A 20,556-nucleotide genomic window follows, 5' to 3' on the forward strand; every position below is an offset into this window, starting at 1 on the left:
CGAACTGGCCGTCGATATTCAGGGGGGAAATCACGGCGGGCTGTACCGGATAAGTCAAAGTAGTGCCACTTAGATGGGTGGGTAGCGATGGCCCTGTCTGGTTGTGGTCGATAATAGACGAATATTTTGCCTAAATCAATCAGTTTCGCAGCGGCGCCGGCATCTTTCCCGCCACCCGAATTCACGGTACATTAACGACTTGCGCTAGACCGACGCCGCCGACTTCTAGGCGGCGCTTCCGGCTTTCGGGACTGCCTGGAAGGCCTTTGCGAGCCCCTTTGGGCTCGGTCCGCCGCGGAAATGCGGCCCGACAGGAATCTATCTCCGCTTCCGACGATGCGACCAGCTTGTCGCCGCCAGGAAGCGTTAAATCTCGCCTGCAGCCGTTCGCGGCCATCGAGGAAATAGCATGAAAACGCTGATTAAGAACGCCACCGTGATGCTGCCGGACGGTCCCTCCAAGACGTCGGTCTTGATCGATGGGGCGACCATCGCCGAGATCGACCCGGCCGACACCGTGGAAGCGGATGAAACCGTCTACGCCTACGGCATGCATCTGCTGCCGGGCGTGATCGACGCCCACGTCCACATGCGCGATCCCGGCGGTACCGAGAAGGAAGATCTCCGCACCGGCAGCATGGCGGCCGCCAAAGGGGGCGTGACCACGTTCCTGGACATGCCCAACACCAGCCCGGCCACGATCTCGCAGAAGATGCTGGATGAAAAGCTGACTCTCGCTTCGGTCAAAAGCGTGGTCAACTACGGCTTTTTCATCGGCGCCACGCTCGACAACATCGCCGAACTGAAGAAGGCGAAACGCACCCCGGGCATCAAGATTTACATGGGGAGCACCACCGGCGATCTCTTCCTGAAAGATCCCGGCATGCTGGAAGCGATCTTCGCCGAAACCAAGCTGCCGATCGCCGTGCACGCCGAAGACGAAAACATCATCACCCGCAACTTTGAAGAGTTCGGGCTGACCCGCAACGTCGTCGATCACTCGAGGATTCGTACGCCGGAAGCGGAAGCGTCGGCCGTTCGCAAAGCGGTTGCGCTGGCGAAGGAATACAAGCACCGGCTTCACCTTTGCCACATTTCGTCGGAACTGGCGCTGGCCGAATTTGAAGACCACGCCGATCTGATCACCGCCGAAGTGACGCCGCATCACTTGCTGATGAACGATTCGGACTACATGAATCTGGGGACGCTGGCCCAGATGAATCCGGCCCTGAAATCGGCCTCGGACAACGCCGCGCTGCTGCAGGCGCTGCTGGACGATCAGATTCAGATCGTCGCGACCGATCACGCGCCGCATCGCTACGAAGACAAGTGCCAACGCTATCCCGATAGCCCGTCCGGCGTTCCCGGCGTCGAGACCGTGCTGCCGCTGATGCTCGACCTGGTCCACAAAGAAAAGTGCACGCTGGAGGACGTCGTCCACTGGCTGTGCGAAGGACCGGCGCTGGTCTGGGACATCATGGAGAAGGGGCGGATCGAAGTTGGCTATGACGCCGACCTGGTGCTGGTCGACATGAACAAGTCGGTCGCGCTGCGTGGCCCGAACATGCAAACGAAGTGCCGCTGGACCCCGTTCGAAGGACGCGAAGTGACCGGCTGGCCGGTTCGCACCTGGGTCTGCGGCAAAGAAGTCTATCGCGAAGGGGAATTCGACCTCTCGCGCCCCGGCGTCGAAGTGATGTTCGATCACTCGCGGGGCGGTTACTGGGCCGGCATCGACGGCTAGTCGTCACGACAACTCGCAAATCAAAAACGCCGACCTTTTGGTCGGCGTTTTTTTTTCTTCGATCCGACCGGCCATTCGCCGCATGGAAGCATTCTCATTTTATGCAATGGCGCCGCTTCCTATTCGCTTTACGGCGTGGCAGCCACACTCTGTACGTGGAGCTTCTTTGCGAATCTGGTGGGGTTTGCGGCAGCAACTGAGGCTCGAAACAAAACTCATGAGCACCATAGTTTTTGGAAAGCAAACAGCTCACAAGAGCTGTAAATAGATGCAAAGAAAAAGCAAAAAAAAGCAAAACATTGGACGTGGTTCCGTTGTTAAGTACTAAATGGGATTAGTGGCGCGAATTATTTCTTTAAATGGATATGTTTCTATTTGACGACATGGCCACATTTTTCAATTCACCTTCATTTCTTTTCATGTGAGTTCTGCCATATGAGCGCTCGTTTTTTCTCGTCTCACCCTTCTCGACGCGGTTTTACCTTGGTCGAGCTGCTGGTGGTAATTGCGATCATCGGCGTGTTGATCGCGCTCTTGTTGCCGGCGGTACAGCAGGCTCGCGAAGCGGCTCGCCGGATGACCTGCAGCAACAATCTGAAGCAGATTGGACTCTCGCTCCACAACTACCACGACACCTACAACCGCCTTCCCCCGGGCATCGTCACCAGCAATCAACTTTGCTGGAGCGCCATGTTGCTGCCGTTTATCGAACAAGGGAATCTTTGGGACGCACTAGGAACGGCCGGCGCATTCAATGGGCCGTGGGAGGACATCACCGCTGTGACGACGACCGGCGTGGGCGGACGTCCGCCGCTGGCGCAAACGCCGCTGACCGCTTACCTTTGCCCGTCCGATCCAGGGGGCGATCTGAATAAGAAATTAGGAGGAACCGGCGGGATCTACTTCGCGAAGTCGAATTACATCGGCGTCTTCTCCGCCTACTACAACGCGACCGACCCGGTTTCGACCGGCACCGGCGGCAGCGATCGCCCGGCGGTATTCACCGACGACTCGCAAACCAAGTTCCGCGACATCACCGATGGTCTGAGCAATACGATCATCGTCGCCGAGCGTTGCTCGCAGGGTGGGCCGACCGCGTCGCTCTGGATTGGCTACCACAACGATTTCGGCGGCAGCATCTCCGGTTCGATCTCTCAGTTCCAGGTGCGCATCCGGATGGAACGGGTCTCGAACGACACTGATTATGTGATCAACGGTTCGACCACCTACAACCCGAGCAGTCTGCATCCTGGCGGCGCTCAGTTCCTGTTTGGGGACGCCAGCGTCCAATTTGTGCCGGAGACGATTCCGCTGCGCACGCAAGCGGCCCTTGGCACGATGGACGGTGGCGAAGTGATTCAGCCTTACTAGTCGCGGCGAAGCGTACCTCTTTTTTTCGAAGTCTTTTGAATTTGGCGATTCTCATGAACGTTGAACAGTTTTTCTCGCCGCAGAAGTTGGCGCCAGTCGCCATCATCGCGGCGAGCATGATTCTCGGCTGCGGCGGCGTCAGCGGTCCGCAGTTAGGCACGGTTTCCGGGACGGTCACGTTGAACGGCAAGCCGCTGCCCGACGCGACGGTCAACTTCTACCACGAAAATGATCGTCCCGCGCACGGCAAGACCGACGCCAACGGGCGGTACGAACTGCAGTTCACCAATACCCGCATGGGAGCGATCGTTGGTGAAAACGTCGTCCGCATCACCGCGGCGACCGTCGAGGGAGAAGGAGTGAAGCCGAAAAAGGAAATCCTGCCGGCGATGTACAACACCGATTCCGAACTGCGCTATGACGTAAAAGCCGGGTCGAACGCCGACGCCAACTTCGACCTGAAGCGATCAACCGGAGGAGGTTAATCGCATCTTATCGAACGCGAAAAACGCCTCGCCGGTCGAGGCGTTTTTTGTTTCTTGCGTCGCGGCTTTAATCGCCGCGTCGCCAACTGGGAACGGTGCGATTGGCTTCCGCTCGCGGGGCGATCAGGCCGGGACGAGAAGGGCCGCGATAGAGAGTCGCTTCGGCTCGTTCGGTCGCCGTCAGCCGGGGCAGGGGACGCGTCGAGCGATAGTAACGCTCCAGTCCCAATTTCGGTTGTTCATACCCGCGCGGCGATTGCGCGGGGAGCGGAAAGCCGTTGGGGAAGGTCGCATCGGCGCGGCGACGATAGGGGAGCGTCGGCAGCTTGCCGGCCGAGTCGAGACCGCCTTGGTCGAGCAAGTACTGATCGATCGCCGGTCGTCGCGTTACGCCGCTATAGAGCGAGCCGTATAGGTATTGCTCGCGGGTCGACAATCGCCGGAGCGATGTTGAGGACGGCGCGGTATCTTTCGGCAGATCTTGCCCACTTGCCGGTAAGGCCAAGAGGAGCAAACCGATCAGCGCGATGGCATGTTTCATGACGTTCTCCCTACTTCCAGAATAGGGATCTGAGGGGCAAAGGCAAATTGCCGCTATTGCGCCTTCTCGCGAACTGCGATCTCAATCTCGCCGACGTTGTCGGCCAGTTGGCCGGGATTGTCGTTCACCTTCATGTACAAGGTTGCGGTCAGCGGCGGGGTCAACGTCCGCTGCGTTCCGACCGTTTCGGAGATCGTCAGCGGCGATGCGCCGGGGCCTTTCCAGTCGTCAGGCCGAAGTCCGCAAAGCAGTTGACCAAGCGGACGCTCGTTGAAGTAGTGGAGCGTGACGCCGTTCGGTTCGCAGGGCCAATCCGGGTTTTGCTGCAGCAAGTAACGGCCGCGGGCGGCGATCTCGTAGGTCTTGCCTGCTTCCAGCAGAATACCAGTCGACTGCCAACCTTGGTTCGTCTGAATGACCGCGGTCGCCGTATCGCCGGCGATCGGTTTGCCGGGAGCGTAAGCGATGCGGTTGCGAGTGAAGTCGTAGCCGTAGTCGGCGTTGGCGACGAACATCTGCCACCCTTCGTTGATTTCGGGCCACTGGTCGGCGAGCGACTCTTGAAAGCGGCGGTTCATGTCGTAGCCAAGTCGGACGTATTCCTGCAGCTTGCGGAATTCGTCATGCGTCCGCGGATCGGTTTCCAGATAAGTGACCGCACCCCAGCACCAGCCGTATGGCGACGTTTGCAAGTGAGCGTCAAGCGCGTAGTTCATCACGTCGTCGAGCGTTTTCCCTTGTCGCGCCGCAAAGTCTTCTTTGATGATCTTGATCCGACCCCACATCGGCATCTCTTCTTTCGAAGCGGGGACGACGCCGATGGTCAACTTGCCGTCGCGCCAGTAGTGCGTGCCGAAATACTCGGCGATTCCTTCCGAGTACCACGGAGGTCCTCCGCCGCCGAACATCCGTTCCATGAAGCTGTGCGTTCCTTCGTGCAGCAGCAAATGTCGGCGATACTGCGGGCTCGGCTGTTCGCGCAACCAGAAAGCGTCTCCGCGAGCATAGCCATGCAAGAATTTCGGCAGGTCGTTCGGTAACATCCCGGCGGCGACGAACGGCTCTTCGCGCGACATGAGGCACCCCTTGGTGTGCCAATTGGCGAACTTGACCGGATCGACGTTGAAGTATTCGCACCAGAGAGGAAAGGCCGCGTCAAACACAGTCGGCAACTCGTCCACTTCGGGGGAAGTGGGCAAGTCGGTGATCAGCGTCAGATGTTTTCCCTTGATCTGCCGTAGGCCGTTGGCGGCGAGCGTCGCCGGGTCGATCTCAAACTCGACACGCGGTTCGATCGGCGCCGGCCGAAAGCGATCCCCGGCGCCATCGTCGTTCATGAACTGATTCAGAACGGCGATCGAGCCGTCGTCATCTTTCTTGGCTGGCTCCATCGTCGCGCGGCGCACCGGTTCGGTCGGCTTCGCCGGCTTTTCTTCGACGATTGGCTGTCGGGTCGGTTGGGGAGTCGCTGCGACTTGAGGCGCCGGCGCCGCGGTCGGCTTGTCGCTCGATCCGCAACCGAACAAAACTAGCGTCATGCCGATCAGCAGCCATCGCATCGCGGGATCCTTGGGCGATCAAGTTTTGGGGGCGGGCAGGAGACGCCCGGCAGAATAGGATAGGGTTACGTGCTATTCTAGACCGAAACGCCGTTGTTCGCAGGATTAATGTAAGAGTCGATGTCCGCCGCTTCCGAATCTGTCGTTCGCCGTCCTTGGTCCCACGCCGTTGCGGGGGGAGTTTCGCTCTTGGGAGCGATCGTCTGCGGGCTCGATTGGCCGGACTTTCCGCAAAACCTGCAGCATCTGTCGGCGGCTGGGATCTTCGCATGGGGAGTCGCGGCGATTTTTCAGCTGGTCGTTTCGGCAGGACACTTTCGGATCGCGATTCTCGATTGGCAAGGTCTACACGCGTCACCGCAGTACGAACGCCGCAACGCCACCCTGTGGATTGCGGTGCAAGCGGTCGCGCTGGTGATGATCGGCGTGCTGGTGCTGTTGGGACGCAATTCGGTATTGCTAATGGCCGACCAGACCGAAATCCTCGCCGCCCTGGCGACCAGTTGCGTCGTGTCGCTGACGGTGTGGGGGATGCGGAGAAAGGCGCTAGGAGTATCGTCTCAACACTAGCCCGAGGCGCAAGTCGAGGGAATGCGTGCTCCATTTCGATCAGGCTGCTATAGTGCCAATAACGGCGTCCACTTCGTCGCACAAGAGCAGTCGCACTCATGAATTCCGATCGTCCCAACGAGGCCCCGCTGCCCGAGCCTTTGGCTTATTTGTTGACATGGACGACGTATGGAAGTTGGCTTCCCGGGGATCGACGAGGTTGGGTGAGAAGAATGGGGGGAGATCAATTGCCCGACGACGAGCGTCAACGGGCAGCATCTCGAGCAATGATCGAACCGAAAGTTCGACTCGGCCCTGAACAACGTAGTGTTGTTGAGCAGGCAATCCATGATCACTGCGAATTCCGCGGCTGGGTGCTCTTTGCCGTAAACTGTCGGTCAAATCACGCTCATGTAGTCGTCTGGGCCGATCAACCGCCAAAAGAAGTATTGCGACAATTGAAGTATTGGGCGTCTCGTCGATTGAATGAGTTTGGACCGCCGCGCAAGACTTGGTGGTCGGAGAGAGGAAGCGGACGATATTTGAATAGTGACCAAGCGAGAGTTAGCGCCATTGTTTATGTGCGCGATGCGCAGGATCGAAAATGATGGAGGACGCATTCCCTCGGCTTGCGCCTCGGGCTAGTGTGTCGATTGATGCGATCGGAAACGAAGAGGTATGGATGAACCGTAAAAGGCGGAATACTGAATTCAGAAAGCGGGGAAGATTTTCGTCTGCGACCGTCGCAATGTTTTTCGTTGCTTTGGCGTTTGTCGGCTGCCGGTTTGGTTCCAGTAACGAAGCGGTTGTTTACGTCGCGCTAGATCGTGAGTTTTCCGAACCCCATTTCCTGGCGTTTGAAAAAGAGACCGGCGTCTATATTGCTCCGAAGTACGATACCGAAGCGAACAAAACGGTCGGCCTGACCGCCGCGCTACTGGCCGAGAAGGATCGTCCCCGGTGCGACGTCTTTTGGAATAACGAAGTTCTCAACACGCTGCGGCTTGAAAAGGCGGGGCTGCTCGACGCGTACGTTCCGCCGAACTCGGAGGACTTTCCGCCGGAGTTTCGTTCGCCGGAAGGTACCTGGTATGGCTTTGCGAGCCGTGCCCGCGTGCTATTGGTGAATACCGACTTGGTGAATGCGGAAGATCGCCCGACGTCGATTCTGGACCTGGTCGATCCGAAGTGGAAAGGACGCTGCGGGTTCGCGAAGCCGCTGTTCGGGACGACGGCGACGCACGCGGCGGTGTTGTTTTCGGTCTGGGGACCTGACAAGGCGGAGCAGTTTTTTACCGAGCTGAAAGAGAACGCCCGGATGTTTCCCGGCAACAAGCAAGTGGCGGTCGCCGTTGGCAGCGGGCAGATCGCCTTCGGCCTGACCGATACTGACGATGCGATGGGAGAGTTGCGGAGCGGTTCGCCGGTGGCGATCGTTTATCCCGACCAAGGGGAAGGGGAACTCGGCACGCTTTATATCCCCAACACGTTGGCGATCCTGCGAAATTGCCCCCATCCCGAGAGTGCACGGAAGTTGGTCGATTACTTGCTGCAGCCGGAAGTGGAAGCGGCGCTCGCGGCCGGGCCGAGCGCCCAGATCCCGCTGAATCCGAAAGTTACCGCGCCGCCGCAGATCGAAACGCCGCAGACCAAACGGGCGATGCAGGTCGACTTTCGGGCGGCGGCCGACAAATGGGACGATGCGGCGAACTTTTTGACGCCTCTCTTTTTGACCCAGTAATGCCGGGCCAGTCGCGACGCCAACGGTTAGCTTTCGGCAGTCGCCGGGTCCCCCTCAAAGTTGTCGAGCCCCTTCAAGCCGTCGAGGCTGGTCGCGTTCTTTTCACGCCGATAATCGGCCAACCCTTGCGGGCCCTTCTGGACGCAGTAGTCAATCAGCGTCGAGCGATCTTCGACAAACTGATATTTCGGCACCGCGTAGCCGCATGAGTCGGAGATGCGGGAGACATGGATCCGAATGATCGAACGGGTCCCCGGCATGTGCGGGAAGAGTTCGCGGAGCGAAGCGAAGTCGGCGTGATCCGGCTCCAGCACTTCGGCCTGGCCGTACAGCCGCAAGATATTTGGGGCGCCTTCAAACGAGCAGAACATCACCGTGATCCGGCCGTTCTCTTTGGCGTGAGCGATCGTCTCAATGCCGCTGCCGGTTAGATCGAGATAAGCGACCGTCTTCTCATCGAGTATCCGAAACGAGTCGAGCCCTTTCGGCGAAAGATTAATCAGCCCATCTTCAGCCAACGGCGCGGTCGCGACAAAAAAGAGTTTCTGTTGGCGAATGAATTGAGCGACGCGATCCTCGATCGTCTCGTAGATCTTACCCATTGGCGTTCCTGCATGATTGGGGGCGTAATGCGACGTACTTAATCGGATGCCGGTACGGACAAAAAGGTTCGCTCAGCCGTGAAGCGATCGCGATCTTCGCCGTAACGATTCGACGTCGATAGCCAAGTTCGGCAGCGAATTTGGCTATTCTCGCTTTCTACTCGACGAATTCTCCATGGGGGTGGAGAATGAGGGGGAGTCGACATCTTTGGTTCTTATCTTCGCGCAAATCAACCAATGAATCTTCCCGATTCTTTACAAACGGCGATGCGGACCGGGATTTATTGGGTATCGCCGCGACTCGCCGTCGGGCGATTTGTTGATCCTTTGCGGCGCGAGGAACTCCTTTCGCAGCAGGTGACGCACATTTTGAATGTGAGCGACGCTGCAAGTTTGCCAGAGACGACGCTGGCCCCGTTTGCTCAAGTCTCCGACGTGCCGATCGCCGATCTGACGCCGATTCCGGTCGAGAGCGCTCTGCAGTGCATGGAGGTCATCCGTCGAGCGTTTGGCGACGACGACTCCAAAGTCTTTGTCCATTGCATCGCCGGACAGAATCGCTCGCCAACGATCTTGTGGCTGTTTCTGATTGCCTGCGGATTGAAGGAAGAGGAGGCGAAGGAAAGGATCAATCGTACGTCGCCGGATGCGGCCCCGGGGCATCGCTCGCTGATTAGCGAATTCTTACTGAGCCGAGTTCGGGCTTATGGCCACGAACACCCCGAGCTCGCCTCGTTGTTGGTCGACTTCTCGTAGCGGCGCATTTCTTTAATCTTGCGGCCTGACTGGGATGGGGCTGCGACGGATTTCAAGCGGCGTGACCGACGGCGCCGACTGAATGTCTTCAATCAGTTGAACCGGCCGAACGGCTCGAGCGTGCATTCCGGAAACCAGTCGCGCGTCGATTTCAATCAATGGCCAATAGACCATGCAAAGGGTCTCGCCGGTCTGCTCGCGCTCCGCCGTCCAGGTAGGTTCTGTGAAGTAGTAAAAGTCCCAGCCGTATTCCTCGGCGGTGTGCATGCCGGAGCGGGAGAGATAAAGGAACGTGCCGAGGTAGATGAGCGCGAACGCCAGGATGACGACGATCATGCCATCGCGGAGGTAAGAGCGGACGGAACGAGGTTGCGTCTCCAAATTAATAGCCCTCGACGGAATGGAACGTCTCGGCGTCGACCATACCTTCATCGCTGCAAGACAGGAGTTTTAATACGGCGGAACCTGGGCGGCGACCGGTGATGAGTCGGGCGTCGATTTCGATCAAGGGCCAGTAGAGCCGGCAAAAGTAGAGGTGTCGGCGTTCGCCGGCGTCGGTAAGCGGGTCGGCGAAGTAATAGCCGTCAAGCTCCTGCGGCGTTTCGTCATAGCCAGTGAATGAGATGACATAGAACGAAATGACGTAGGACGCTACTAGCAATCCGAGCAGGGCGAATATCGCGGCCGGGGTGGAAATCCGGAATCTGGACGGATTCGCGTCGTTCATGGCGCCGGTTGGACATCGTGAAGAAGTTGTATGGGCCCGGGGCTTAGCGGCCGTTGCGCATGACGTCCTGAAAGTAGTCTCGCATCAAGCTCAACGAGTGGCCAGAATATTCGGCAGAGTCGCTGGTGTCGCACTAGGCCGTCGACGACGATTGTGTCGTCGAACCAGTAGTCGTCACTGCCCCAGCTTGTCACGATTTTAGGACTGAAACGGGAATAGTAGACGAAGGCGCCGACGTAAGTCAGGACGCAAGCAAGCAAAATCGTAGTCGTGATCTGCAATTGGAAAGTCCAGCGTCGTGGCTCGTCGGTCATGGGTTCGTACTCGAATAGAACTGCACGTCGCTTGTCATGTAGTAGGCTGGCGGCTGGTCGGTTGGTTGACGACCGGAAGCCATTAACGCATCGATCTTGATCAGCGGAAGATAAACGACCTCCAACAGTCGCTCTCGCGAATCGCTTTTGATCGACCAGGCGTCGTCCAGAAAGTCGTATCCCAGAACCCCCTCCGCTTCGGCTTGACGGATGCCTTTCCGGGAAAGGATATAGAAGGAAGCGACGTAGGCGAACAGCATTAGTATCAGCAAAATGACCGCGACGTCGAATGTCGAGAGTCGAGGAGTTGTTTTCTCGGTCATAGGAGGCATTCCAGTTCCATCCGAAACGGCGAGTCACGCAACTCGTTTCAGTCTAAACCTTTTTCGGCTCCCAGGCGAAACGATTTGCGCCCAATTTCCCCCCCAAGACGCTGCCTGACGGAATCGCCGTTTACGGACTATATTAAGAGGACGTGCGACCCTTGGTTACTCACCTTCGATTGCCTGGCGCGGCCGGGCCGACTTCCGGGGTCGTTACGTTTGCGAAAAAGGATCGTGCGATGGGCATGTCGGTATATCCCGCTTTCAATCCCGAGTTGACCGGCATCCAGTTTGAGGCCGAGGGGAAGCTGCTGTTCGACCAGTTTGAGACGCTCGACGCCATCGCCGAAGCGATCGACTCCCCCCGGTTCAGCTCGTTTGGGGACGATCGTCCGATCCCGGAAGATTTTGACGGGGATGAAGATGATCTGGACGAGGCGCTTGGTCCGTGGGACGAATGGTACTCGCCGGCCGAAGGTTTGAAGATGGTCATCGCGCTGATCGACGCGATCGCCGAAGAGGCCGATTTTTCGGAGCAGCTCGACTTCCCGGACGAAGTGATCGCCGAGCTGACCGAAATGAAACGCTGCTTGGAGGCGGCGGTCGAGCAGGGGGTGTTATTTCGCCTGGAACTAGCGCCCTAATCGCTAGTTGGGCCGGTTTCTAGCGCCGTAAACGGTCCAAATGGCCGGAAAAGATTTCTCGTGACATCTAATTGCCCCTCCTCTATACTGCGAGGAAGCGAAACTGTCACCTGACGTCCTTTCCTGCCTTGTGACCGCCATGCCAAAAACTCCCGCCTACTCCGCCTTCCTGCTGCTGTTCGCCCTCCTCGGTTTGTTCGCGTTTAGTGCGTTTGCCGAAGAAACGCCTGCCGATTTGGAGAAGAAAAAACGTTCGCTGGAGACCGCCGAAAATGAGGCGGTCCGCGAGCATATTCGCAATTTCGCTGGCCGCGGCGCGACCGGCGATTTTTCGATTCCCGCCGTCGATCCGCTCGACGCCGAAAAGCAGTTCACGACGCCCGACGACGTGACGGTCAAGTTGGCTCTGTCTGAGCCCGACGTGCGACAGCCGGTCTGCATCAACTTTGACGAGCGGGGACGGATGTGGGTCGTGCAGTATCTGCAGTATCCCTTTCCGGCCGGTCTGAAGGTGGTGAAGTACGACGAACACCTTCGAGCCGTCTTTGATAAAGTTCCTCCGGCGCCCCCGCATCATGATCGCGGCGCCGACAAGATCACGATTCATGAAGATGTCGACGGCGACGGCGTCTTCGACAAGCAGAAGACCTTTGTCGACGGGCTGAACATCGCCACCAGCGCGCTCCCCGGCCGCGGCGGCGTCTGGGTGATGAACCCGCCTTACCTGCTGTTCTATCCCGACAAAGATCAAGACGACGTCCCGGACGGCGATCCGGAAGTTCACCTGGCCGGCTTCGGTTTGGCCGATACGCATGCGGTCGCCAACAGTTTGACCTGGGGACCCGACGGTTGGCTGTACGGTGCGCAAGGGAGCACCTGTTGGGCGACCGTGACGTTGCCGCGCAACCCGTCGCATCCGTCGGTCCATTTCAAAGGGCAGGGGATCTGGCGCTACCATCCCGAGAAGAACCTGTTCGAGGTCTTCGCCGAAGGGGGCGGCAACACGTTCGCCGTCGAATTCGACGCCCAGGGACGCGTTTACTCAGGACACAACGGCGGCAACACCCGCGGCTTTCACTACGTCCAAGGGGGCTACTATTCGAAGGCGTGGGGAAAGCATGGTCCGCTGACCAATCCCTACGCTTTCGGGTTCTTCACTCAGATGGGACATGCCGCGGCCGAACGTTTCAGCCACACGCTGGTCAAGTATGAGAGCGAAGCGCTGCCGGCTCGTTACTACGGTCGTTTGATCGCGCCGGTGCCGCTGCACAACTATGTTGCGGTCTCGAAGATGATGCCGGACGGTTCGACTTGGAAAACCGAGGACGAACTGAAGGTGATGGAGACCGACGACGTCTGGTTTCGCCCGGTTGATATCAAGACAGGACCGGATGGCTGCGTCTATGTCGCCGACTGGTGCGATACCCGTCTGACGCACGTCGATCCGCGCGATACATGGGATCGTGCTCGCGGTCGCATCTGGCGGATTCAGCCGAACGAATATCCGCATCAAGAGCCGTTTGATCTCGGCAAGCTAACGACTGCCGAATTAGTGAAGGTGCTCGAGAGCCCGAACAAGCTTCGCCGCCAACTGGCGCAGCGGATGATCTACGAACATGGCGATCCTTTCGCCGCGGCGAGCCTAATCGAGAAACTGCCGGAACTGAAAGGACAGCTGGCGCTCGAATACCTGTGGGCGATTCATGGTCTACGGCAATACGACGAACAGACGGCCAAGATCGCGCTCCATCATGCCGACCCGTACGTTCGCGTCTGGGGCGTTCGCCTGTTGACGCCGCAGTTGGCGGAAACCTACGCCGACGCGCTTTATCAAATGGCGGAGAAGGAAACGGACGTCGAAGTTTGCAGCCAGTTGGCTTGCACCGCCAAACGAATCCCCGGCGTCGTCGGGTTTGAAACGGCGGTCCGCCTGGCGACGCGTGACGACCTCTCCGGCGACCCGCACATTCCGCTCCTCACGTGGTGGGCGATCGAAGGGCATGCCAACGACTCGTCGCTCGACATCGGCGGCATCGTCAAGAAATTGCAAACGACCAAGATCGGCGGCGACGTGGTCTTGCCCCGTCTCGCCCAGCGTTTAGCGGCCGAACCGACGGAGCCTCACTTGCTGGAACTGGCCGAATTGCTGAACCAGACCGACGTGCCGACCTTGCGCGGCAGCATGTTGACGGGGATCGATACCGCCTTTGCTGGCCGGAAGATTGAAGCGTTGCCGGCGGAGCTGCGCGACGCGATCGTCGCTTCGGCCAGCGGCGATTCGCCAGAGCAGATGGCGCTCTTGGTGCGTGCTGGTCAGAAGGAAGCGGAAGTTGCGGCGATCGCCGTGGTGGAAAACGAAAAGGCGAAGCTCGACCAGCGCGTGAAGCTGGCGCAGCTGTTGGGACAAGTTGGTTCGACCGAAGCGAAAGACGCGTTGCTACGTGTCGCGACGACCACGCCTTCGGCCGATGTGCGCGTTGCGGCGATTGGTGGTTTGCGACAGTTCGACTCGCCCGAAATCGCGATGGCGCTGGTCGCTCGTTACCCGCAAGAGAACGAAACAGTTCGCGCAGCGATCATCGATCTGGCCGCGGGGCGCGCCGCTTCGGCACAATCGCTGGTTACTGCGATTGAAAAGGGGACAATTCCGCGCTCGGCCGTTGCGGTCGACCTGGTCGAAAACCTGAAGCTGCACGGCGACGAAGCGCTAAACGAGCGGATCGGCAAACTGTGGGGCGCCACGCGAGCGACGCCGGACGAACTGGCGAAGCAGCTTGAGCAGACGGCGACGATTCTGAAGACGGGAAGCGGCGACGCCGTGCATGGCGCCGCGCTCTTTAAGAAGACCTGTGCGACCTGTCATAAGCTGCATGGCGATGGGGCGTCGATCGGTCCTGAACTGACCGGGTACGAGCGAAAGAACCTCGACTACATGTTGCTGTCGGTCGTCGATCCGAGCGCTGCGATTCGGGAAGAGTACACCAACTTCCGCGTCCTGCTGGTCGACGGTCGCGTCTTGTCGGGCTTCGTTCGTGAGCAGGATGACAAGACGATCACGCTGCAAAACGCCGAGAACCCAGCTCTGGTGATTCCTCGCGATGAAATCGAGGAAGGTCCCTTGGCGGTCGACAAGTCTCTGATGCCCGATCGCTTGCTCAGCGAAATGACGGCGACGCAGATTCGCGATTTGTTCGCTTACTTGCAAAGCGACAAGGCGCCGTAATGCGGCAAGCTTCGACTTGGAGATAGGCGCCCGAGTCGTCACGCAGTAAAAGGCGGAAATTCTATTCGGATTATCTCGATACGATCATTTCTCTCCTTTCCTGGGGTTTGATTCTGATGAGAACGTGCCTTTCCCTGCGCCGCGAGTCGCATCGCGGCGGATTTACGCTGGTAGAGCTGCTAGTCGTGATTGCGATTATCGGCGTGTTAATCGCGCTGCTGTTGCCGGCCGTGCAGCAAGCTCGCGAAGCTGCCCGGCGGATGAGTTGCAGCAACAACTTGAAGCAGCTCGGCCTGGCGACGCACAACTACCACGACACCTATCGCTCGTTTCCCTTCGGCGCTCGCTACTACATCACCAAGGCGGGAACCAGCTGGCGATGGGCCTTGTTGCCGTTCATGGAGCAGTCGGCGGTTTACGATCTGGACAAAGCGTCCGGCTACAACCTCGATACGTACGTCGGCGGCGGTACGCAAACCAACATCAACGCTTACAGCAGCTACACGCGGCAGATCCTCGGGCTGGTAATTGACGGTTACGTTTGTCCCTCCAGCGCGATCGATCCGCTCTACGCCTACAACGCGCAGCTGAGATCGATCGGTTCCGTGACGCAGGGTCATCACTATGTCGGCATCATGGGCGCCTATCCTGACCCCGCCGGACGGACGACGACCTACTACAAGACGCAGTACGACGCCTACGCGACCGACAACGGCGCTTTGCTGATCAACACGACGACCGGCATGCAGGGAGTCGTCGACGGAACCTCGAACACGATTCTGATTTCGGAGCAGTCGGGCAATAACCACGCGAACGCCGCTACGCGAAAGATGGCCAACTATCACACCGGCTGGGGCGGTTGCGCCTACAACGGTACGGTCGCCGATTGGCGCGCCGGGACCGCGGGACAGCATCGGTACGGGAACGGCTTGACCGCCGTCTTCCATACGCCGAATCCGACGTCGGTTGGCGCCGAAGCGAACGCCGAGTGGGACTTCAACACGCCGCTCACTTCGTTCCATCCCGGCGGCATCCAGGTGGTGCTCGTCGACGGTTCAGTCCGCTTCGTGCCGGACACGATTAACCTGACGACGATCCAGCAACTAAGCGTGCGTGACGACGGTCAGGTGGTTGGCGAATACTAGTGGCGCCTACCAATCGTTTTCTTTCCTGCGCAATCATCTTTCGGAAGAGGCTGGTCTATGTTTCGGTACGTTCATTTGGCGATTCTAGGGATCGCCGCCACGATGTTATTGGGGTGCGGGGGCGGGAGTGAGCGTCCCAGTGCGACGATCCAGGGCGTCGTCACCCTCGAGGGTAAGCCGCTGGATCAGGGAAGCGTCCATTTCACTTCGCCCAAGACGGGCGAGTCGGCCTACGCGAATCTCACGGGGGAAGGCAAATACTTGGTCACGTTCCCCTACGCCGATATCGGTCAGGCATACCAGGTATCGATCGGCAAGACGGTGGTCGACGAAACTGACGCCCATGCGCTGGCCGCCAATCCGCCGGCGCCGATGACGGTCAAGATTCCGGCGAAATACTCGGAGCGGACCACGAGCGGATTGAGCGTCACGATCGAAACGGGCGGCGAGACGCAGTACGATATCGCGCTGTAAGCGGCGACGTTACTCCACGTGATACGCGACGCCATCTTTGGCGTTCCGTTTCACGTCGTACATCAGCTGATCGGCGCCATGCAACAGCGCGTCGGCGTCCGGTTCCGGCTTGTGATAGACCGCGACGCCGATGCTGAAGGTGACCGGCCATTTCTCGGCGGCCATCGCATCGTTCAGTCGCTTTTGCACGCGATCGATGACGACTTGCGATTGCTCTTCGGTGGCGCCAGGGAGGAGCAGGGCGAACTCGTCTCCACCCAACCGCGCCACGGCGTCCATATCGCGAACCGATTGGCACAGAATCCCCGCGACCGTTTTCAGCAGACGATCGCCGGTTCGATGACCGAGGGTGTCGTTAACGTTCTTGAAGTTGTCGCAGTCGATAAATGCGACCGTCAGCGGGGTATGCGTGCGACGGCAATGTGCCGCCTCGCGTTCGGCGGTATCGTTGAACGCGGCGGTATTCAGTAATCCCGTCATCACGTCGATGCGGGCGAACAATCGTTCCCGTTCGTACGCGCACCGTAGTCGCCAGACGACCGAAACGACCACCAGGAAAAACGAAGCGTGCACCGCCGTATGCCAGGCTTCGGCGAGCGTAACGCCGGGAGAACTGGAGTGGAGCTGAAACGCGTCGTCAATGATCCAGGCCATCGAGCAAATCAGCGAGAGGATGATCGCCGTCTGCAAACTGGCGACCCAGCAAACCGCCACCACAAACGGCAGACAGAGTGCGGAGACCGGAAACTCGTTGCCGAGCAGCATGTCGAGCACGCCGATGACAACGCAGAAGAGGCACGCCACCAGAATCGTCAGCTGACGATGCGCGGTACAAGAGTCGAGCCATCGTTCCATCTGGGACGGTCGCAACGATTGCAGCGATGGGTCGTCGAGGTCGAAAGGGCGCATGATGGTTGGGAGCCAAAAACAGGGAGTACTAGCGACAAGGTATCATAGGTTACTTGTGCGTAGTACGATTGGCTCGAAGCCGACGATCAAGAGTCGAGATCGTATTCTTTCAGCTTTTTATGCAGGGTATTCCGATTAATCCCCAAGCGGGTCGCCGCCTTGGTCTGGACCCCGCTGCAGGCCTGCATGACCTGCGCGATCAATTCTTTCTCGACGCGGTTCACCACGCGGCTATGCAAATCTTCAGCGTCCGGGTCGGCTTCGTTGAGGCCTTGCTGCACCACTTCCTGCGTTAGCGTGTCGAGGTCAAACGCCTGGGCCGACATGCCGAGGGTAGGTCGTTTCACGCCGCTGCGGATTTCGGGGGGGAGCAGGTCGACGGTCAACTCGTCTGACTCGGCGAGCACGACGGCCCGTTCTACATAGTTTTGCAGTTCGCGGACGTTACCAGGCCAATCATGATCCTGCAGCGCTTCCATCGCTTCGCGCTGGATATGGACGACGTGCCGTTCGTTCGCTTCGCTATAGACGTTCAGAAAGTGAGCGACCAGTTCTGGAATGTCTTCGCGGCGTTCGCGCAGCGGAGGGATGCGGATCGGGACGACGTTCAGACGCCAGTACAAGTCTTCGCGGAAACGTTCCGCTTCGACTTCGTCCATCAGGTCGCGGTTCGACGCGGCGACGACGCGGGTATCGACGCGAATGGTTTGCGTATCGCCGACCCGTTCAAATTCGCGCTCTTGCAGCACCCGCAGCAGTTTCACTTGCAAGTGGAGCGACGTCGAGTTGATTTCGTCGAGGAAGATCGAGCCGCCGTGGGCCGCTTCAAAACGACCGGTTCGGTTGCTGACCGCGCCGGTAAAAGCGCCCCGCATGTGCCCGAACAGTTCGCTTTCGAGCAGGCTCTCGCTCAGCGCGCCGCAGTTCACCTTCACGAAGGGACCGGCCGCACGTTGGCTCAAACGATGAACCGCCGAGGCGATCATTTCCTTACCGACGCCGGTCTCGCCGAGCAGCAGAACTGAAGCGTTGCTGCCGGCCACGCGACGCGTGAGGTTGTAGACCTCCATCATCGCCTGGCTCGATCCGATCAAGCCGGGAATCGGGGGCTCGTAGCCTAACGTCGCCAACGAGCGCGGTGCATCTGACCAATCGCCGTACATGAATTACTTTGCGACCTCTTCCATAACAGGCTGCACGAGGCCGGGCTGATCCAGGCGAACTCCTTTCGCGGAAGCTTCCATCGTATCGAGGAGGCTCGCCAACACATCTTGGGTCTCGCGTGGGTAGGTCTCGCTTTCGTTGTATCGTTCGTACTGCAGCAAGATCTGATGTCGCGTCAGACGCAAACCGAACTTCTTCACCGAATCGGCGAACGCCTTGGCGGCGATCTGCCGCTCGGCGATGGGACGTGCGTTTTCGCTGGCCGTGTTGACCAACGCACACTGGGCGGTCGGAGTGCCGAGGTTCGCCAACAGCGTCGCAGCGTCTTCCATCGAAACCGGATTGGTGATCAGGTCGGCGAGCGCTTTTTCGTACAGCACAAGGTCATAGAACTTGTAGGCGGGATCCGAGGACAACTTGGCCAAAGCGGCCAGCGCCATCTGGCCGCGCTGAGCACGTTCAGCGGCATCGACCAGCAAACGACCTTCGAGAGCGTACAGCTGTTGAATCTGGAAGGTCAGCCCTTCGATGTCGTGTGCCCGAATCAGGGCCATCGCGTAAGGATCGTCCGACAGGCGAACTTGCCAACGGCTGTAGTCGTCGATCCACGGAATCACGCCGATCGGCGTAGTGGCGGTTCGCTTGTCGCGGTGGACGATTTGCACCATTTCAAAGGCGCCAGGGCGATCGACCGCGTCGCTGATGAAGATCAGTTCGACGTCGGGAGTCGAGTAAATCGCGTCGAAGAACTCACGGCGTCCGCAGCGCGAGATGACCGAGTAGCCGAGTTCGGTCAGCAGGCCGGCCAACTCTTGGGCGCGTTCCGAATCAGGATCGGCGATCACGGCGATGCGTTCGCCAGAAGTGCGAGCGAAGGTGATCAGCGCTTCGATCAAAGCGCTCGAGCCGGCGTACGGCTCTTTCGGGTCGAGCGCCAAGATGGCGTCGACCGCCGCCGCTTGTACGCGGAAGTTGCCATGCGACAGGGCGGTCGCCAACGGGCTTTCGCGTCCGTCACGCGGGAAGACCGCGGCGACGTTTCCTTGTTCTCCCAGCCAACGACAAGCGGCGATCGCCGCCATCGTCAGGTTCGGGTGGGTCAACGCATAGGCCAGGGCGTCTTCCACGGCGGCCGGTCCCAACTCTTGCGCGGCCGCATCGGCCGGCGTTCCCTTGATCGGAGCGTTGGGGCCGTTCAGGGCGATCACGCTTTGCAGCGCGGTCAGCATTCGCAGGCGAGCGTTTTCTTCGTTGTGCGGATTGATGGCCGCCAGGTCGCGAGCCATCCGAGCGATCCAGACGGTCGACGCATCGGCCAGGCTGAGCGTCGTCTTGGTCAGGTGGGGCGCGGCGTCGTTCCAGGTCCAAACGTCCATCGTGGTTAGGGGACCGCCGGAGAAGACCGGTTCGCCGGCCAAGTAGCCTTCGATTCGTTTGGTGAGGAACTTCTCGACGTCGCTGGTCGACGCCGGGGCGCCGACGATGTCGATCACCGCTTGGGAGGCCGCTTTGCGGACTTCGGCCGGTTCGCTCGGATTGACGGCCGGACCGACCATCACGTCGAGCGAACGATTGGAGCGCAGCGCTCCGAGCGCCGAGAGAGCGGCCGCTTTGATTTGCGGATCATTGCTGTCGAGAGCGCCCCACAGAGCCGGTTCGGCGTCTTGGCCAAGTTTTAGGATGATCTTCAGCGACGCGGTCCGAACCGACGCGTTGTCGCTCTTGGCGAAGGCCAACAGCAGCGGCTCGATCGCCGCGGCGCCGGCGCCACGCAGCGCGATGGTGGCGCTACGGACTGCGTTCTCATCGGTCGAAGCGAGCGCATCGACTTGCTGCTGGAGGAAGGCGGGATTGCGGGTCAGTTTCTCGACCGCGGCGAAGACAAGGTTGGCGACGTCAGTACCAGCCGGTTGCAGTGCGGGGAGATTTTGAAAGCGGATCAGCGGACCGCTGCCGAACTTGGCTTGCAGCTTGACCAGGTCCTCATCGCTCGGCTTGTCGGTGAGGATCTTGTTCAGATATTCGTTGGCGACGTCGGCGCGTCCCAGATCGACCATCAGTGCGGCCGCTTCGGCGAGTTCCAGCGGAGTCGTCGGGTTCGATTCGCGAATCGCGGCCACAGCCGGAGAATCGACCGGCGGGGCAGGCGTCGTCGACGGAGCGGGCGCTTGGGCGGCGACGGTTCCGACGGCCAGCAAGATCCAACAAATCGTAAGTAGTGATCGCTTCATGAGCACGCGGCGGGGCTAAAGGAAGTTCCGCATTCCATCTTGGGGGAGAACCAA

Annotated in this window: 19 protein-coding genes; 10 read left to right on the plus strand and 9 right to left on the minus strand. The window is 59.4% G+C overall.

The features are described 5' to 3' along the window. The first annotated feature begins 409 nt into the window (after positions 1 to 409). The 3 genes from LOC68_RS17035 (at position 410) to LOC68_RS17045 (ending at position 3,600) form a co-directional block, all read left to right on the plus strand. Complete coding sequence (locus LOC68_RS17035) at positions 410 to 1,744, plus strand: dihydroorotase (RefSeq protein WP_230220953.1); 1,335 nt, start codon at positions 410 to 412, stop codon at positions 1,742 to 1,744. Between the two features lie 435 nt (positions 1,745 to 2,179). After that, positions 2,180 to 3,115, plus strand: a complete 936-nt coding sequence (locus LOC68_RS17040; RefSeq protein WP_230220955.1) for a DUF1559 domain-containing protein — start codon at positions 2,180 to 2,182, stop codon at positions 3,113 to 3,115. Between the two features lie 53 nt (positions 3,116 to 3,168). Continuing rightward, complete coding sequence (locus LOC68_RS17045) at positions 3,169 to 3,600, plus strand: Ig-like domain-containing protein (protein WP_230220957.1); 432 nt, start codon at positions 3,169 to 3,171, stop codon at positions 3,598 to 3,600. 67 nt (positions 3,601 to 3,667) lie between these two features. Here the strand turns inward: LOC68_RS17045 and LOC68_RS17050 are convergent, their stop codons facing one another. Further along, positions 3,668 to 4,141, minus strand: coding sequence for a hypothetical protein (locus LOC68_RS17050; RefSeq protein WP_230220959.1), 474 nt, complete (start codon positions 4,139 to 4,141; stop codon positions 3,668 to 3,670). Between the two features lie 53 nt (positions 4,142 to 4,194). Next, positions 4,195 to 5,700: a hypothetical protein gene (locus LOC68_RS17055; protein WP_230220961.1), complete on the minus strand. Its 1,506-nt coding sequence runs from the start codon at positions 5,698 to 5,700 to the stop codon at positions 4,195 to 4,197. A gap of 120 nt (positions 5,701 to 5,820) precedes the next feature. Between LOC68_RS17055 and LOC68_RS17060 the strand changes: the two genes are divergently transcribed. Both LOC68_RS17060 and LOC68_RS17065 read left to right on the plus strand, forming a co-directional pair. Then, a complete protein-coding gene (locus tag LOC68_RS17060) occupies positions 5,821 to 6,270 on the plus strand; it encodes a hypothetical protein (RefSeq protein ID WP_230220963.1) in 450 nt (149 codons plus the stop codon). Between the two features lie 727 nt (positions 6,271 to 6,997). Next, a complete protein-coding gene (locus tag LOC68_RS17065; protein WP_230220965.1) occupies positions 6,998 to 7,990 on the plus strand; it encodes an extracellular solute-binding protein in 993 nt (330 codons plus the stop codon). A 26-nt stretch (positions 7,991 to 8,016) separates the two neighbouring features. Here LOC68_RS17065 and LOC68_RS17070 read toward each other — a convergent pair whose 3' ends face one another. Next, the gene (locus LOC68_RS17070; protein ID WP_230220967.1) at positions 8,017 to 8,592 is read right to left on the minus strand and encodes a pyridoxamine 5'-phosphate oxidase family protein; all 576 of its coding nucleotides are present in this window, start codon (positions 8,590 to 8,592) and stop codon (positions 8,017 to 8,019) included. Between the two features lie 237 nt (positions 8,593 to 8,829). Here LOC68_RS17070 and LOC68_RS17075 point away from each other — a divergent pair, with 237 nt between their 5' ends. After that, positions 8,830 to 9,348, plus strand: a complete 519-nt coding sequence (locus tag LOC68_RS17075; RefSeq protein WP_230220969.1) for a protein-tyrosine phosphatase family protein — start codon at positions 8,830 to 8,832, stop codon at positions 9,346 to 9,348. 12 nt (positions 9,349 to 9,360) lie between these two features. Here the strand turns inward: LOC68_RS17075 and LOC68_RS17080 are convergent, their stop codons facing one another. The 3 genes from LOC68_RS17080 to LOC68_RS17090 form a co-directional block, all read right to left on the minus strand. Beyond that, complete coding sequence (locus LOC68_RS17080; protein WP_230220971.1) at positions 9,361 to 9,729, minus strand: hypothetical protein; 369 nt, start codon at positions 9,727 to 9,729, stop codon at positions 9,361 to 9,363. A 1-nt stretch (position 9,730) separates the two neighbouring features. After that, positions 9,731 to 10,075, minus strand: a complete 345-nt coding sequence (locus LOC68_RS17085) for a YihY/virulence factor BrkB family protein (RefSeq protein ID WP_230220973.1) — start codon at positions 10,073 to 10,075, stop codon at positions 9,731 to 9,733. A gap of 310 nt (positions 10,076 to 10,385) precedes the next feature. Continuing rightward, positions 10,386 to 10,712 carry a hypothetical protein gene (locus LOC68_RS17090; RefSeq protein WP_230220975.1) on the minus strand — a complete coding sequence of 109 codons (327 nt, stop codon included), beginning with the start codon at positions 10,710 to 10,712 and terminating at the stop codon, positions 10,386 to 10,388. A 239-nt stretch (positions 10,713 to 10,951) separates the two neighbouring features. On the opposite strand from LOC68_RS17090, the gene LOC68_RS17095 reads away from it, so the two are divergent. The 4 genes from LOC68_RS17095 (at position 10,952) to LOC68_RS17110 (ending at position 16,198) form a co-directional block, all read left to right on the plus strand. After that, positions 10,952 to 11,356, plus strand: a complete 405-nt coding sequence (locus LOC68_RS17095) for a hypothetical protein (protein ID WP_230220977.1) — start codon at positions 10,952 to 10,954, stop codon at positions 11,354 to 11,356. Between the two features lie 139 nt (positions 11,357 to 11,495). Beyond that, positions 11,496 to 14,579 carry a PVC-type heme-binding CxxCH protein gene (locus tag LOC68_RS17100; RefSeq protein WP_230220979.1) on the plus strand — a complete coding sequence of 1,028 codons (3,084 nt, stop codon included), beginning with the start codon at positions 11,496 to 11,498 and terminating at the stop codon, positions 14,577 to 14,579. A gap of 116 nt (positions 14,580 to 14,695) precedes the next feature. Beyond that, complete coding sequence (locus tag LOC68_RS17105) at positions 14,696 to 15,724, plus strand: DUF1559 domain-containing protein (protein WP_230220980.1); 1,029 nt, start codon at positions 14,696 to 14,698, stop codon at positions 15,722 to 15,724. Positions 15,725 to 15,781: 57 nt separating this feature from the next. Continuing rightward, positions 15,782 to 16,198 (plus strand): hypothetical protein, encoded by a 417-nt coding sequence (locus LOC68_RS17110; protein ID WP_230220983.1) that lies wholly within the window; start codon positions 15,782 to 15,784, stop codon positions 16,196 to 16,198. 9 nt (positions 16,199 to 16,207) lie between these two features. Here the strand turns inward: LOC68_RS17110 and LOC68_RS17115 are convergent, their stop codons facing one another. The 3 genes from LOC68_RS17115 to LOC68_RS17125 form a co-directional block, all read right to left on the minus strand. Beyond that, entirely contained in the window at positions 16,208 to 17,053 is an 846-nt protein-coding gene (locus tag LOC68_RS17115) for a GGDEF domain-containing protein (protein ID WP_230220984.1), read from the minus strand. A 140-nt stretch (positions 17,054 to 17,193) separates the two neighbouring features. Next, the gene (locus tag LOC68_RS17120) at positions 17,194 to 18,180 is read right to left on the minus strand and encodes a sigma-54 interaction domain-containing protein (RefSeq protein ID WP_230225159.1); all 987 of its coding nucleotides are present in this window, start codon (positions 18,178 to 18,180) and stop codon (positions 17,194 to 17,196) included. A 93-nt stretch (positions 18,181 to 18,273) separates the two neighbouring features. Continuing rightward, positions 18,274 to 20,502 carry a HEAT repeat domain-containing protein gene (locus LOC68_RS17125; RefSeq protein ID WP_230220986.1) on the minus strand — a complete coding sequence of 743 codons (2,229 nt, stop codon included), beginning with the start codon at positions 20,500 to 20,502 and terminating at the stop codon, positions 18,274 to 18,276. Between the last annotated feature and the right edge of the window lie 54 nt (positions 20,503 to 20,556).

It is taken from the genome of Blastopirellula sediminis, from assembly GCF_020966755.1.
GTDB lineage: Bacteria > Planctomycetota > Planctomycetia > Pirellulales > Pirellulaceae > Blastopirellula > Blastopirellula sediminis.

Bases quoted from the DNA above. Each gene is read 5' to 3' on its own strand.
- LOC68_RS17115 (WP_230220984.1), bottom strand. From the start codon at position 17,053: ATGGAACGATGGCTCGACTCTTGTACCGCGCATCGTCAGCTGACGATT.
- LOC68_RS17085 (WP_230220973.1), bottom strand. From the start codon at position 10,075: ATGAACGACGCGAATCCGTCCAGATTCCGGATTTCCACCCCGGCCGCG.
- LOC68_RS17065 (WP_230220965.1), top strand. From the start codon at position 6,998: ATGTTTTTCGTTGCTTTGGCGTTTGTCGGCTGCCGGTTTGGTTCCAGT.
- LOC68_RS17090 (WP_230220975.1), bottom strand. From the start codon at position 10,712: ATGACCGAGAAAACAACTCCTCGACTCTCGACATTCGACGTCGCGGTC.
- LOC68_RS17100 (WP_230220979.1), top strand. From the start codon at position 11,496: ATGCCAAAAACTCCCGCCTACTCCGCCTTCCTGCTGCTGTTCGCCCTC.
- LOC68_RS17070 (WP_230220967.1), bottom strand. From the start codon at position 8,592: ATGGGTAAGATCTACGAGACGATCGAGGATCGCGTCGCTCAATTCATT.
- LOC68_RS17075 (WP_230220969.1), top strand. From the start codon at position 8,830: ATGAATCTTCCCGATTCTTTACAAACGGCGATGCGGACCGGGATTTAT.
- LOC68_RS17120 (WP_230225159.1), bottom strand. From the start codon at position 18,180: ATGATGGAGGTCTACAACCTCACGCGTCGCGTGGCCGGCAGCAACGCT.
- LOC68_RS17050 (WP_230220959.1), bottom strand. From the start codon at position 4,141: ATGAAACATGCCATCGCGCTGATCGGTTTGCTCCTCTTGGCCTTACCG.
- LOC68_RS17110 (WP_230220983.1), top strand. From the start codon at position 15,782: ATGTTTCGGTACGTTCATTTGGCGATTCTAGGGATCGCCGCCACGATG.
- LOC68_RS17105 (WP_230220980.1), top strand. From the start codon at position 14,696: ATGAGAACGTGCCTTTCCCTGCGCCGCGAGTCGCATCGCGGCGGATTT.
- LOC68_RS17035 (WP_230220953.1), top strand. From the start codon at position 410: ATGAAAACGCTGATTAAGAACGCCACCGTGATGCTGCCGGACGGTCCC.
- LOC68_RS17055 (WP_230220961.1), bottom strand. From the start codon at position 5,700: ATGCGATGGCTGCTGATCGGCATGACGCTAGTTTTGTTCGGTTGCGGA.
- LOC68_RS17040 (WP_230220955.1), top strand. From the start codon at position 2,180: ATGAGCGCTCGTTTTTTCTCGTCTCACCCTTCTCGACGCGGTTTTACC.
- LOC68_RS17045 (WP_230220957.1), top strand. From the start codon at position 3,169: ATGAACGTTGAACAGTTTTTCTCGCCGCAGAAGTTGGCGCCAGTCGCC.
- LOC68_RS17125 (WP_230220986.1), bottom strand. From the start codon at position 20,502: ATGAAGCGATCACTACTTACGATTTGTTGGATCTTGCTGGCCGTCGGA.
- LOC68_RS17095 (WP_230220977.1), top strand. From the start codon at position 10,952: ATGGGCATGTCGGTATATCCCGCTTTCAATCCCGAGTTGACCGGCATC.
- LOC68_RS17060 (WP_230220963.1), top strand. From the start codon at position 5,821: ATGTCCGCCGCTTCCGAATCTGTCGTTCGCCGTCCTTGGTCCCACGCC.